At 68.9% G+C, this 13,317-nt stretch carries 11 protein-coding genes; 7 read left to right on the forward strand and 4 right to left on the reverse strand.

Translation table 11 applies throughout. The features are described from left to right. Positions 1–28 precede the first annotated feature (28 nt). From DL990_RS16905 to DL990_RS16915, 3 genes are all read left to right on the forward strand, one after another. Positions 29–1,192: a S8 family peptidase gene (locus DL990_RS16905; RefSeq protein ID WP_125799219.1), complete on the forward strand. Its 1,164-nt coding sequence runs from the start codon at positions 29–31 to the stop codon at positions 1,190–1,192. After that, a complete protein-coding gene (locus DL990_RS16910) occupies positions 1,192–2,739 on the forward strand; it encodes a S8 family serine peptidase (RefSeq protein ID WP_125799220.1) in 1,548 nt (515 codons plus the stop codon). The genes DL990_RS16905 and DL990_RS16910 overlap by 1 nt, the downstream gene beginning before the upstream one ends. Positions 2,740–2,810: 71 nt before the next feature. After that, positions 2,811–4,334, forward strand: a complete 1,524-nt coding sequence (locus DL990_RS16915; protein WP_125799221.1) for an NAD(P)/FAD-dependent oxidoreductase — start codon at positions 2,811–2,813, stop codon at positions 4,332–4,334. A 53-nt stretch (positions 4,335–4,387) separates the two neighbouring features. Here DL990_RS16915 and DL990_RS16920 read toward each other — a convergent pair whose 3' ends face one another. Together DL990_RS16920 and yaaA are read right to left on the reverse strand one after the other, a co-directional pair. Beyond that, complete coding sequence (locus tag DL990_RS16920; protein ID WP_125799222.1) at positions 4,388–5,839, reverse strand: trypsin-like serine protease; 1,452 nt, start codon at positions 5,837–5,839, stop codon at positions 4,388–4,390. A gap of 87 nt (positions 5,840–5,926) precedes the next feature. Next, positions 5,927–6,682 carry a peroxide stress protein YaaA gene (gene yaaA, locus DL990_RS16925; RefSeq protein WP_125799223.1) on the reverse strand — a complete coding sequence of 252 codons (756 nt, stop codon included), beginning with the start codon at positions 6,680–6,682 and terminating at the stop codon, positions 5,927–5,929. Positions 6,683–6,741: 59 nt separating this feature from the next. Here yaaA and DL990_RS16930 point away from each other — a divergent pair, with 59 nt between their 5' ends. Further along, positions 6,742–7,710, forward strand: coding sequence for a GNAT family N-acetyltransferase (locus DL990_RS16930; RefSeq protein WP_125799224.1), 969 nt, complete (start codon positions 6,742–6,744; stop codon positions 7,708–7,710). Between the two features lie 73 nt (positions 7,711–7,783). Further along, positions 7,784–8,719: an aminoglycoside phosphotransferase gene (locus DL990_RS16935; RefSeq protein ID WP_125799225.1), complete on the forward strand. Its 936-nt coding sequence runs from the start codon at positions 7,784–7,786 to the stop codon at positions 8,717–8,719. A 339-nt stretch (positions 8,720–9,058) separates the two neighbouring features. Here DL990_RS16935 and DL990_RS16940 read toward each other — a convergent pair whose 3' ends face one another. Together DL990_RS16940 and DL990_RS16945 are read right to left on the reverse strand one after the other, a co-directional pair. Then, positions 9,059–9,973 (reverse strand): 2-hydroxyacid dehydrogenase, encoded by a 915-nt coding sequence (locus tag DL990_RS16940; protein ID WP_125786438.1) that lies wholly within the window; start codon positions 9,971–9,973, stop codon positions 9,059–9,061. 28 nt (positions 9,974–10,001) lie between these two features. Continuing rightward, the gene (locus DL990_RS16945) at positions 10,002–10,358 is read right to left on the reverse strand and encodes a VOC family protein (RefSeq protein WP_125786437.1); all 357 of its coding nucleotides are present in this window, start codon (positions 10,356–10,358) and stop codon (positions 10,002–10,004) included. A 126-nt stretch (positions 10,359–10,484) separates the two neighbouring features. Between DL990_RS16945 and DL990_RS16950 the strand changes: the two genes are divergently transcribed. Together DL990_RS16950 and DL990_RS16955 are read left to right on the forward strand one after the other, a co-directional pair. Continuing rightward, complete coding sequence (locus DL990_RS16950) at positions 10,485–12,233, forward strand: proline--tRNA ligase (protein ID WP_125799226.1); 1,749 nt, start codon at positions 10,485–10,487, stop codon at positions 12,231–12,233. Next, the gene (locus DL990_RS16955; protein WP_125799227.1) at positions 12,233–13,168 is read left to right on the forward strand and encodes a hypothetical protein; all 936 of its coding nucleotides are present in this window, start codon (positions 12,233–12,235) and stop codon (positions 13,166–13,168) included. Before DL990_RS16950 ends, DL990_RS16955 begins: the two co-directional genes overlap by 1 nt. Positions 13,169–13,317 lie beyond the last annotated feature (149 nt).

Genomic DNA, 13,317 nt, shown 5'->3' on the forward strand with positions numbered 1-13,317 from the left:
ACCTGTTCGAGTGAACGGAGCTCAGGAAATGCGTGGAGAACTTCGACGTCACCGGATCGCGGGTGCGGTACTCGCCGGGGCCTGTGTGACGGCCTCGCTGGCCTTCGCCGGATCGGCCACGGCCGCCGAGGGACAGATCCGCGGCGCCGGTGTGCCGGGAGCCGTCACGGATGGGTACATCGTGTCGCTGAAGAGCGGCGACGCCGGCCTCGCGGCCAAGTACGGCGGCCAGGTGAAGGCGACCTACACCGCCGCGTTGAACGGCTTCTCGGTGAAGATGACCGAGGCGCAGGCCAAACGGCTCGCCGCCGACCCGAACGTCGACTTCGTCCAGCAGGACGCGGTCGCGCATATGACCGGCACCCAGACCAACCCGACCTGGGGCCTCGACCGGATCGACCAGAAGAACCTGCCGCTGGACAAGAAGTACACCTACCCGAACAACGGATCCGGGGCGACGGTCTACGTCCTCGACACCGGTGTCGACTACCGCCAGACCGAATTCGGCGGCCGTGCGACGAGCGGGTACGACTTCATCGACAACGACAGCGACGCCCGCGACTGCCAGGGCCACGGCACGCACGTCGCCGGAACGGTCGGCAGCGCCACCTACGGCGTCGCCAAGGGCGCCAAGATCGTCGCGGTCCGGGTGCTGAACTGCCAGGGCAGCGGCCAGTACTCGCAGATCATCAGCGGGATCGACTGGGTGGTGAAGAACGCCAAGGGCCCGTCGGTGCTCACCATGAGCCTCGGCGGCCCGGCCGACTCCGGTGTGGACGCCGCCGTGCGCCGCGCCGTGTCCGCGGGCATCACGAACACGGTGGCCTCCGGCAATTCCAACACGGACGCCTGCTCCACCAGCCCGGCCCGCGTCCGTGAGGCCATCACCGTCAACGCCACCCAGAGCGACGACCGCCGGTCCTCGTTCTCGAACTACGGCAGCTGCACCGACATCTTCGCGCCGGGCACCAGCATCACGTCCCTGCGCAACGGTGGCGGCACCCAGCAGATGAGCGGTACCTCGATGGCGACGCCGCACGTCGCCGGCGCGGCCGCGATCTACCTGACCTCGAACCCGTCGGCCACCCCCGCCGCCGTCGCCTCCGGTCTGGCCAACGCCGCTTCCAACGGTGTCGTGATCAACCCGGGCTACGGTTCGACCAACAAGCTGCTGAACGTGGCGGGTCTCTGATGCGCCGCGGCGTGCGGGCCGGTGTGGTGGCCGTCGCGGCAACCGCGCTGGCCGCGCTCGCCGCGGGCAACGCCCTCGCCGCGGAGGCGGAAGGCGTTGTCGTGCAGGCGAGGCAGCACTACGGCGAGCAGTACATCGTGGAGCTCCACGATGTCGGCACGATGGCGGTCGAACAGTCCTCGGCCGCGCTGACCGGCCGCTACGGCGGCGAGGTGCGGTCGGCGTACAAGAACGTGCTGCGCGGTTTCTCGGTGAAGGGGATGTCCGAGCGGCAGGCCCGCAGGCTCGCGGCCGACCCGGCGGTCAAGGCGGTCTACCAGGACGGCACCGCGCGTGCCGTCGGCACGCAGACCAACCCCACCTGGGGCATCGACCGGGTCGACCAGAAGAACCTGCCACTGGACAAGAGTTTCACCTACCCGAACACGGGCGAGGGCGTCACCGCGTACGACCTCGACACCGGGATCAACCCGGAGAACCCGGAGTACGAGGGACGCGCGTCCGTCGGGAAGGACTTCTTCGGCGGCAACGGGAAGGACTGCAACGGGCACGGTAGTCACACCGCGGGCACCATCGGCAGCAAGACCTACGGCGTGGCGAAGAAGGTCAAGCTCGTCGGGCTGAAGGTGCTGGGCAACGACTGTTCGGGCAACGGGCCCGACTCCGGCATCATCGACGCGGCCGAATGGATCACCGCGAACGGCACCAAACCGGCGGTGGCGAACCTGAGCCTCCGGATGGACCAGGCCGGGGTCGGCGACGACGTCATCAAGAAATCCATCGCGGCGGGCTTCGTCTACGTGGTGGCGGCGGGCAACGAGAACCAGAACGCCTGCAACGTCAGTCCCGCTCGGGTCCCCGAGGCGATCACGGTCGGCGCCTCGGACCAGAGCGACAACAAATCCTCGTTCTCCAACCACAGTTCGTGCGTGGACATCTTCGCCCCTGGCAGCAACATCACGTCGCTGTCCACTTCGAACGGTGGCACGGCGGTCAACAACGGCACGTCGATGGCCACGCCGCACGTGGTGGGCGCGGCGGCGATGTACCTGGCGGCGAACCCCGGTGCCACCGCGCAGCAGACGCGGGACGCGCTGGTGAACAACGCCTCGGACGGCGTGCTCAAGGGATTGCCGAGTGGTACGGCGAACAAGCTGCTGAACGTGTCGTTCATCGGCGGAGGTGGCCCCACGCCGACGTGCGGGGTCAAATCCAATACGACACCGGTGTCCATTCCGGACGCGGGTGACGCGGTGACCAGTTCGGTGACGCAGGACGGCTGCGACGGCAAGGCGTCGGCGACGCTGCCGGTCAAGGTCGACATCGCGCACACCTACACCGGTGACCTGGCGATAGACCTGATCGGGCCGAGCGGTGCGGTGTTCGGCCTCAAGCAGGCGGGAGGGATGAGCGAGGCGACCGGCGTGCACACGTCGTACACGGTGAACGCCTCCTCCGAACCGGCGAACGGGACCTGGAAACTGCGGGTCCGTGACGTCTACCGGTTCGACAGCGGGACGATCGAAGGCTTCTCCATCACCTTCTGAGTCCTTGCGAACGGCGGTGCGCCGCGGTCACGATGACCGCGGCGCACTGTCGTTTTCGCTGGGAGGCTTGCATGGAGTCGTTCGACGCCGTGATCGTCGGTGGCGGGCACAACGGCCTGGTGGCGGCGGCCTACCTGGCCAGGGCCGGCCGTTCGGTGCTGGTGCTGGAACGCCGGGACGAGGTCGGCGGGGCGGCGGTCTCCTTCCGGGCCTTCCCCGGCGTCGACGTCCGGCTGTCGCGGTACTCGTATCTGGTGAGCCTGCTGCCGCGCAAGATCATCGCGGACCTCGGGCTCGGGCTCGATCTCCGGCGGCGGCGGATGTCGTCGTACACACCTGTCGGCGACGGTGGTCTCCTTGTCGACACGGGCGACGACGACCGTACGGCGGCGTCTTTCTCCGCGCTCACCGGGTCCACAAAGGACTTCGAGGCGTGGCGGCGGTTCTACGCGATGACGATCCAGGTCGCGGAACGGACGTTCCCCACCCTGACCGAACCGTTGGTGTCCAGGGACGAACTGCGCTCGGGCATCGAGCCGGAGGCATGGGACGCGCTGTTCGAACGGCCGATCTCGGAAACGCTCACCGGGATGTTCGGCGACGACACCGTTCGCGGCGTCGTCCTGACCGACGCGCTGATCGGCACCTTCGCCGGCGCCGGCGACTTCCGGCAGAACCTGTGCCTGCTCTACCACGTGATCGGAAACGAGACCGGCGATTGGGACGTGCCGGTGGGTGGGATGGGCGCGGTGACCGGGGCGCTCGCGTCGGCCGCGTCTTCCGCCGGGGCACGGCTGCTGACCGGCGCCGAAGTGCTGTCGATCGACCCAGGTGGCTCGGTGCGTTACCGGCTCGGCGACGACGAATTCACCGTGCGCGGCGGGCACGTGCTGTCGAACGTCGCGCCGCGGACGCTCGCGCGGTTGCTGGGGGAGGAGCCGCCGGAGACGCCCGAAGGCGCGCAGCTCAAGGTGAACATGGTGCTGTCACGGCTGCCTCGGCTGCGGGATTCGGGCGTCGACCCGCGTGAGGCGTTCGGCGGCACGTTCCATGTCAACGAGGGTTACGAGCAGCTGGCGACGGCCTACGCCGACGCCGCCGCTGGCCGGATCCCGTCGCTGCCGCCGTGCGAGATCTACTGCCATTCGCTGACCGACCCGTCGATCCTCGGCCCGGCCGAACAGGCCGCCGGGGTGCAGACGCTGACGTTGTTCGGGCTGCACATGCCCGCGCGGCTCTTCGAAGGGCGCAACGACGCCGCGCGCGACGAGGCACTACGGGCCACATTGTCCTCTTTGGACAGTGTGCTGGCCGAGCCGATCGAGGACTGCGTGCTGCGTTCGCCGGACGGCAGGTTGTGCGTCGAGGCGAAGACGCCGCTGGACCTCGAAGCCGAACTGGGGCTGCCCGCGGGACACATCTTCCACCGCGATCTGTCGTGGCCGTACGCCGCCGATGCCGCTCAGGTGGGACTTTGGGGTGTCGAGACGGCGCACGAGCGGGTGCTGCTCTGCGGTGCCGGGGCCGTGCGGGGCGGCGGTGTCTCCGGCATCCCTGGGCACAATGCCGCCATGGCGGTGCTGGCAAGCGCGTGAAGGCCCCCTTCCCTCGGCTCAGCCGAGGGAAGGGGGCCTTCACGCGGGTTGGATTACTGCACGGTCAGGGTGTAGGTCGCCGTGGAGGTCTTGCCCGCCGAATCCGTCGCGGTGACGGTCACCGGGTACGTGCCACGCTGGAACGGCGCGACCACCTGCATGGTCGAACTGCCCCCGCTCGAGATCGTCTTCGGGTTGAAGAACGGTGCGAACGGCAGCCCCTGCCCGGACGCGGACAACGTGATCGCGCCCGTGCCACCGGTGGCGGAAACCGTGACGTTGCTGAAGAAACCGGGCTGCGAGGTCCCGCTGGTGGGGCTCAGGCCGACCTTGAGCTCACCGGGCTGGGGCCCGCCGTCGCCGACGGTCAGCGTCAGGTTCGTGGTCGCGGTGTCGGTGGTGCCCTTGCCCGAGATCGTGACGGCGTAGTCCTTTTCGGCCGTCCCGGCGGGCACCTCGATGCTCACCTTCGCCGACTCACCCGAGGTTATCGACGTGGGCTGGAACGTGGCCGTCGCGCCCTCGGGAAGTCCCGAAGCGCTGAGGTCGACCTTCTCCGCGCCGTTCTTGCCGGGCTTACTGGTCACCGTGGCCGACACGTACTTGCCCGGCTCGACCTTGAGCGCGGACGGCGTCACCCCGAGCGAGAACTTCTCCGGGTTCTGCGGCTCGCCGATCTGCTGCTTGACCCAGTCGCCCATGTCGTTGTTGAGCCTGCCGTAAACGCTGTACCACTTGAAGTCGTTGCGGCTCCAGGAAGCGACACCGACGACCTTGCCGTCCACGATCAGCGGCCCGCCGCTGTCGCCCGGCAGGATGGTGACGCGGCCGTCGCTGTAACCGCTGCAGATCATCGTCGCGTCTTTGAAGCCCGCGCCGACGCCGTTGCAGTTGCTGCCCTGGACGATCGGCAGGGTGAACTTGTGCAGTTCGACGTTGCGGGTGTCGTCGTTGTGGTCCTTTTTGCCGTAACCGAGCCCGAGCCCGGACTTGCCCGGCTTGTGCAGCTCCGTGTCGGCCGAGGTCGCGACCTTCGCGTACTGGCCACCAGGCACCGGGATGTCGGCGTCGGTGGTGACCACCGCGACGTCGTAACCCTGGTCGAAGTTGACGTACTTCGGGTGCTTCTCATAGCTGACGACGCCGATCCGCGTTCCGCCGCCGGCGTTGAGGTCGTCCAGCCCGTAGAGGAAGGACTTCTCACCCGCCGCGTCCTTGCAGTGCGCGGCGATCAGGATCTTGCGCGGCGCGACGACCGACCCGGTGCACGTCTGGCCCTGCGGCCGCGTCCCGCCTTCGCGCAGGCCCGCGATGATGAACGGGTAGTCCCGGACCGAGGCGGGGGTGCCGCCGATGGAGTTCGTGTGCAGTCCACCGGGGACGACCGCCTGATCCGTCGGGGTGACGGCGGGCAGGTTCGCGGCGGCCGCGGGCGCGGGCAGGAGGACCGAGAGGCAACCGAGGGTGGCGGTGGCGATCCCCAGTAGCCGTTTTCTTCTGTTCACGGTGGTTCCTTTCCAGGTGGCTGGAAATCACTTTCCGCATCTGCACCTGGCGGAACAACCGAGGAAGGAGCCCGTAGGGGTACGGAACTAATGCACCGCGTCCCCGGTGAGCAGCTCCACACTGTGCTCCCCGGTGCGTTCGACGTCGAGGCCCGCCTTCGACAGCACCCGCATCAGCTGTTCCACAGTGGACGGTTCGCTGCGGGACTTCACCAGCTCCGCGGCCAGCCGTCCCTTGTAGGCCTTGTTGAAATGGCTCACCGTGGTCCGGTTGCCCTTCGCGTCCTCGGTCACGACGCGCACCGTCACCGCGTCCGGGCGGAGCTTCGCCAGCGCCGAGTAGGTTCCGGAACGCAGGTCGACGACGAGCCCCTCGATACCCTGGAGCACCGGTTCGAGGACCGGTTTCCACACGCTGCGGACGGTGCCGAGCGACGGCAGCGCGTTCCCGCCGGAAAGCCGGTACGCGGGGATCGGGTCGGTCGCCGCGACCACCCCGAACAGCGCCGAAGCGACGGCGAGGCGCTTCTCGGCCTTCGCCAGCGTCGCCTTGGTGAAGGACTTCACGTCGAGCGCGTCGTAGAGGACACCGGTGTAACGGCGCAGCGCGGGCATCGTGGGCGAGGTCCACAGCTCGGCGTTGCGGATGACCTCGTCGGCCTGCCGCGGCGTGATCCCGAGCGCGGCGACACTGGCCGGGACGTCGCCCGCCAGTTCGGCCAGCGCGTCGGCCAGCTTCGCCCGGGTCGGATTCAGTTCCGGGAACGACAGGGCGCCGAGGTCCAGTGGCGCGCCGGTGCCGCCGGTGGCCTTGGTTTCGGAAGGGGGCAGGAGCACGAGCACCACGGAAGCGTAACTAAATGGAGTGCGTCATCCCGAGGCGCGGGCTTAGCCTCGTCCGCATGAGCCTGACCTGGCGCCCGCTGACCTTGGACGACATGCCGCGACTGGCCGAGACCTTCGCCGAGGCGGAGCGCGTCGAGCCGATCGACGAGCACTACAGCGCGGAGGATCTCACCGAAGAGATCGGTACGCCGACCGTCGACCTGCCGACGGCGTCCACCAGCGCCTGGGATGGCGACACCCTGGTCGCCTACGGTCTGCTCCGGAAACGTGACGCGGCGGATCCGGTGCACATGATGCGGGTCGAGACGCTTGTCCACCCCGCGTACCGCGACGCGGCGATCGCCGCGCGCCTCACCGGCTGGTTCGAGGAGGCGGGCAAGAAGCTCCACGCGACGTCCCACCCGGACGTGCCGCTGGAACTCCACGCCGCGGCCGGCGCCGAGCAGCGATGGCTCGTCGACGTCCTCGCGGGCGCCGGGTACCAGCACGTCCGGTGGTTCGTCGACATGCGCGCCGACCTGGGCTCGATCCCGCCGGTCAAGCCGCTACCCGAAGAGTTCCCGCTCGTCACGTACGAGGACAAGTACGAGGCCCTCACCCTGCGGTCCCGCAACGAGACCTTCGCGGACCACTGGGGGAGCACGGAGCAGTCCCCGCGAGCGTGGCGGCATCTGGTCGTCGGCGCGAAGGACTTCCAGCCGGACCTGTCGTTCCTGCTGCTGAGCCCTGAGCGGGACAGGGTGGTCGCGATGGTGCTGAGCGCGTTCTTCGCCTCCGACGAGGCCGCCACGGGAGTGAAGGACCTGTACGTCAGTCACGTCGCGACCGACGCGAGCCTTCGCGGACGCGGTATCGCGGGCGCGCTGCTCGGGCACACGCTCGTCCAGGCCAAGGCCCGGGGTTTCCAGCGGGCCTCGCTCAACGTCGACCAGGACAACACCCACCGTGCTCTCGGGGTCTACGAACGAGTCGGGTTCACCGAGTTCCAGCGCTGGGGCGGGTACGTGAAGCCCATCCCGACCTGACCGGTCGTCACCCGAAAGGGTGGATTTCGGTACAGTCGATCTTCTCGTAGAGATCGGTGGGGGTGGTAGGGCGTTGCCGGTTTCCGCACGCCTCGGCTGGCATGACCTGCCGTCGGCGACGCGTGACGCCGTGGAGCGTGAGCTCGGTTCGGCGGTGCGCCGTTCGTTGTGGCAGACCCCGGAATTCGACGGCGGTGTCGCCGCGAGGCTCGAACTCGAACGCGGTCATCGCTGGGTCTTCTTGAAGGCGATCCCTGCCGACAGCCCACGAGCGGGTGGCTACCGCACGGAGGCCGACATCGCGCGGCGGCTCCCCGCGGAAGCACCCGCGCCGAAACTGCTGTCCTTTGTGGACGGTAACTGGCTGGTGCTCGCGTTCGCCGATTTCGACGGCACCAGGCCGAATCTGCGCCCGGGGTCGCCGGACCTCTCCGCTGTCCTGGCCACCTTCGGCACGCTCGGGCGCACGCTCACGCCGTGCCCGCTGCCCGACGTCGCGGACGCGCTCGACGATCTCGGCCCGCTCCTGCGCGGCTGGCACGAACTGGCGAAGGAACCGCCGGACGACCTCGACGGCTGGGCCGTCCGCAACCTCGACAGGCTCGTCCAGCTGGAGACGTCCTGGCATCCCTGGTCGGCAGGGGACACGTTGCTGCACAACGACATCCAGCCCGAGTGCCTGGTGCGGACCGGATCGGGCAGGGTGCTCGTCACCAAGTGGCGTTACCCGGCGAGGGGTGCGGGCTGGCTCGATCTGGTCGCGCTCGTCCCGTATCTGCTCGACGCCGGACACGAGCCCGCCGACGTCGACGGCCTGCTCCGGCGGCGCCCCGTGCTCACCGGCGTCCCGGTCTGGGCGGTCACCGCGTTCGGCGTCGCCCTGGCGGGGCACGCCGAACGAGCGAGCCGGCTACCGGAACCGCCCGCGACGACAGGGGTCCGCGCGGCGCAGCGCCGTCTCGCCGCGGCGATGCGCGACTGGCTCGCATACCGGACGCACTGGCAGTAGCAGCGGCTCGTCCGGTTCGTGAGCGCCGACGTGTTGCGAAAGCCACTTTCGCAACCTTCAACGTTGCGAAAGTGGCTTTCGCAACGTCTAGTCACTCACGAGGTCCAGTAGCGGCGATGTCACGTGACTGACCGGACGACACCCGTGATCCGGCGGACGACACACGTGATCCGGCGGACGACACGCGTGACTGGACGGACGACACGACCGCGGCCGGGTTCCGCCACGAGCCGTCCGCCCGATCACGCGTGTCGTCCCTCCTGACACGTGTGCCGTCCGTTCAGTCACGCGAAACCGCCACACGCGCACCGGCAGTACGTACCTGAGGCACCCTTGGCCCTAACCGTCCTTACCGCTAACGAGATTCAGTGGCTCTTCGCCGGCGGCGTACCGGCGCAACTGCTCGGCGACCAGCCGCTTCGCACGCGGGTAGAACGACGCGGACCCGCCCGCGATATGCGGCGTGATGATCACTCCCGGCGCGGTCCACAGTGAATGCCCGGCGGGCAGCGGCTCGGGGTCGACGACGTCCAGCGCGGCACGCAAGCGTCCGGAGACGGTCTCGGCGGTGAGCGCCTCGGTGTCGATCGCCGAGCCCCTCCCGACGTTCACCACCAGGGCGCCGTCCGGCAGCGCGGCGAGCTCCGCGGCGCCGAACATGCCCATCGTCGCGGGTGTTTCGGGCAGGATCAGGACCACGATGTCGGCGGACGGCAGTAGCCCCGCCAGTTCGCCGACGCCGCGCACCTGCTCCGCCGGCCGGGCCGTGCTCGCCACCCTGGTCACGACCGCTTCGGCCGCGAGCAACTGCCGCTCGATGGCCTGGCCGATCGAGCCGTACCCGACCAGCAGCACCCGGCTGTCGGCCAGCGAGCGCGTGTGTTCGCGCTCCCACGACGCCGTCGCCTGCTGCGTGAACCAGCGCGGCAGATCACGCTGCGACGCGTGGATCAGCGCCAGCGTGTGCTCGGCCACGCTGAGGTCGTGCAGACCGCGGCCGTTGGCGAGCCGCACCCCCGCCGGCACCAGCGGGATCAGCTTCTCCACCCCGGCCGACAGCGACTGCACGAGCTTCAGCGACGGAAGCCCGGCGATCAGCTTCACCGGCTCCATGCCGGTGTCGTACGGCAGCACGTACACCTCGACGTCATCGAGGCCTTCGTCCGGCAGCGGGCCCGTACCGTCGTAGAACCGCGCGCTCAGACCTTCGGGCAGCTCGATGTCGGTCCAGGGCAGGATGGCTCGCTCCGTCATGCCGCCATTCTGACCATCGCGGCCTGCCTCAGCCCTCGTGGGTGGCCACGCAGAATTCGTTGCCGACGGGATCGGCCAGCACCGTCCAGGCGAGGCCCGGCATCTCCTTCTTGTCCAGCTCCTTCGCACCCAGTCCGGTCAGGCGGTCCACCTCCTTCTCCATGTCGTCCGTACCGAAGTCCAGATGGACCCGGTTCTTGCCCGCCCGCGGCTCCGGCACGCGCTGGAACGCGAGCACGGGCCCGTTCTCCACCTTGGGGTGCAGGATCAGGAACTCGCCGTCGTAGTCCTGATCCACCTCCACGCCGAGCGCCTTCGTCCAGAACGCCGCGAGCCCGCGCGGATCCGCGCAGTCGATCGTGATCATGCCCAGCTCGATACCCATGGCGGCAAGCTAGCGGAGACCACCGACAGAACCGGGCGCCCGCGATAACCGGTTGAACCGTCCCAGGGCGGGGTGACTACGCTGCGCAGAACGTCTCAGCACGTAATTCCAGCGAGGAGCCCAGAAGTGATCACCAGGATGTCGTCGTTGTTCCTTCGCACCCTGCGTGAGGATCCGGCGGACGCCGAGGTACCGAGCCACCGGCTCCTGGTACGCGCCGGCTACGTCCGCCGGGTCGCCCCGGGCGGCTACTCCTGGCTGCCGCTGGGCCTGCGGGTGCTGCGCCGCATCGAGAACGTCGTCCGTGAAGAGATGAACGCCATCGGCGCGCAGGAGATCCAGTTCCCCGCGCTGCTGCCGAAGGAGCCTTACGAGGCCACCGGCCGTTGGACCGAGTACGGCGACGCCCTCTTCCGCCTCAAGGACCGCAAGGGCGCCGACTATCTCCTCGGCCCGACGCACGAAGAGCTCTTCGCGCTCACCGTGAAGGGTGAATACAACTCGTACAAGGACTACCCCGTCGTCCTGTACCAAATCCAGACCAAGTACCGCGACGAGGCGCGTCCCCGTGCCGGCATCCTGCGCGGCCGCGAGTTCGTCATGAAGGACTCCTACTCCTTCGACCTCGACGACGAGGGCCTGACGAAGTCGTACGAGCTGCACCGCCAGGCGTACACGAAGCTGTTCGACCGTCTCGGCATCGAGTACGTCGTCGTGAAGGCGACCTCCGGCGCGATGGGCGGCTCGGCCTCCGAGGAGTTCCTCGCCGTCGCCGCGACGGGTGAGGACACCTACGTCCGCAGCACCGAATCGGGTTACGCGGCCAACGTCGAAGCGGTCACCACGCCCGCTCCCGAGGCGAAGCCGGTCGAAGGCCTGCCCGAGGCGAAGGTCCACCACACGCCGGACACCCCGACCATCGAGTCGCTCGTCACGTTCTTGAACAACGCCGACCTCGGCCGCACCTTCACTGCCGCGGACACGCTCAAGAACGTCCTGGTGAAGACCCGCCAGCCGGGCGCGAAGGAGTGGGAGCTGCTGGCCATCGGCCTCCCCGGCGACCGAGAGGTCGACACGAAGCGCCTCGAAGCGTCGCTCGAGCCCGCCGAGTTCGAACTGCTCACTGAGGCCGACTTCGCCAAGAACCCCTTCCTCGTCAAGGGCTACATCGGCCCGAAGGCGCTGAAGGACAACGGCGTCCGCTACCTGCTCGACCCGCGCGTCGTCGACGGCACCGCCTGGGTCACCGGCGCCGACGAGCGCGATCACCACGTGGTCGACCTGGTCGCGGGCCGCGATTTCACCGGCGACGGCACGATCGAGGCCGCCGAGGTCCGTGAAGGCGACGCGTCGCCCGACGGCAAGGGCACCCTGGTCGCCGCGCGCGGTATCGAGATCGGGCACATCTTCCAGCTCGGCCGCAAGTACGCGGACGCGTTCGAACTCGATGCGCTGGGCCCGGACTCCAAGCCCATCCGCATCACCATGGGCTCGTACGGCGTGGGCGTCTCCCGCCTCGTCGGCGTGCTCGCCGAGCAGAACTACGACGACCTCGGCATCATCTGGCCGCGCGAGGTCTCGCCGTTCGACGTCCACATCGTCATCGCGGGCAAGGACGAGACGGTCACCGCGGGCGCGGAGAAGCTCGCGGCCGAACTGGACGCCGCCGGCGTCGAGGTCGTCCTCGACGACCGCAAGGCCAGTCCCGGTGTGAAGTTCGCGGACGCCGAACTCGTCGGCGTGCCGACCATCCTGGTGGTCGGGCGCGGGCTGGCGAACGGTGTCGTCGAGGTCAAGGACCGCCGCACCGGCGACCGTGAAGAGATCGCCGTGGACGCGGTCGTGGAGCACCTGGTCAAGCTCGTCCGTTCGTAATGGGCTTGTTCGGCAAGAAGCGCGGGGATTCGCCGGGCTACGAGGACAACGCGGCGCTGGACGGGTTCGGGGGCTACCAGCCCTCGGACTCGTCCGGCTACACGCCGCCGGCTCCTGAATTGGCCGTTCCTGTCGAACCGGAGCCGCAGCCCGCGAAGCAGCCGATGTCACGAAGCGGGCGCAGGGCCATGTACGGCTTCTTCGCGACGCTCGGTGTCATCGCGGTCGCGACGCTCGCGAACAACGGTTCGGACCGGTCGTCGAGCAGTACGCCGACCAGCCGGACCCCGATCGTCTACACGCCTTCACCCCAGGTCGTCGCGCCGCCGGTGACCGACGGCTGGCAGTCGGTGGCCGGGAAGGACGGCGTCTACGCCTACGACGTCCCGCCGAACTGGACGCCGAAACCCGGCACGATCCACGGCTGGGAGAAGGGCACCCAGGTCCCGGGCATCCGCATGGTCGCCAGTGCCTTCGTCGGCGACGGCTACTGCCCGCAGGACAAGGAGAGCAGGATCGGTGGCAGCGGCGTGACGAACGTGAAGGTCTCCGAACCTTCCGCCGCGGCGCAGAAGGCGATCGACGACCTCGCTGTCAGCGCCTACAACCCGGAGAACGGTCCGCTGACGGCCAAGATCACGAAGGAACCGGCCCAGCCGGCCGAGTTCACGCTCGGTACCGGCAAGAAGGTCCCCGCGAGCATCGTCCTCGCGGAGGTCGTCACCCCGCCCGGACCCTGTGGCGCGCGGCGAGCTCTGGTCGGCGTGCTCGCGCCGGAGCTGGGCGAAGCCTCGGCGGCCCTGGCCGTCTATTCGGGCCAGGACACGCCGGGTGGTGCGGACCGCGAGCAGATCCTGAAGATCCTCAAGACCTACCGGGGTGTCCCGGAGGCCGACCGCAAGACCATCACGCCGCCGCCTTCGACGTTGCGCTGAACTTGCCGGCTGAGCCGGGAGCCGGCCGCGCCTTAGGTGTCCACAAGGGACACTGTCGAGTGGTGAAATGTCTGGTTGATGCCCATATGCACGGTTTTGCGCGGGGGTCGTGAGTGGCGATTCGGGTTAGAACGCTCATTGCCACTCAC

This window comes from Amycolatopsis sp. WAC 01416 (genome assembly GCF_003947485.1).
Lineage (GTDB): Bacteria > Actinomycetota > Actinomycetes > Mycobacteriales > Pseudonocardiaceae > Amycolatopsis.

Excerpts from the sequence above, each read along its gene's own strand:
- DL990_RS16955 (WP_125799227.1), top strand. The coding sequence starts at position 12,233 with ATGGGCTTGTTCGGCAAGAAGCGCGGGGATTCGCCGGGCTACGAGGAC.
- DL990_RS16945 (WP_125786437.1), bottom strand. The coding sequence starts at position 10,358 with ATGGGTATCGAGCTGGGCATGATCACGATCGACTGCGCGGATCCGCGC.
- DL990_RS16940 (WP_125786438.1), bottom strand. The coding sequence starts at position 9,973 with ATGACGGAGCGAGCCATCCTGCCCTGGACCGACATCGAGCTGCCCGAA.
- DL990_RS16915 (WP_125799221.1), top strand. The coding sequence starts at position 2,811 with ATGGAGTCGTTCGACGCCGTGATCGTCGGTGGCGGGCACAACGGCCTG.
- DL990_RS16910 (WP_125799220.1), top strand. The coding sequence starts at position 1,192 with ATGCGCCGCGGCGTGCGGGCCGGTGTGGTGGCCGTCGCGGCAACCGCG.
- DL990_RS16905 (WP_125799219.1), top strand. The coding sequence starts at position 29 with ATGCGTGGAGAACTTCGACGTCACCGGATCGCGGGTGCGGTACTCGCC.
- DL990_RS16930 (WP_125799224.1), top strand. The coding sequence starts at position 6,742 with ATGAGCCTGACCTGGCGCCCGCTGACCTTGGACGACATGCCGCGACTG.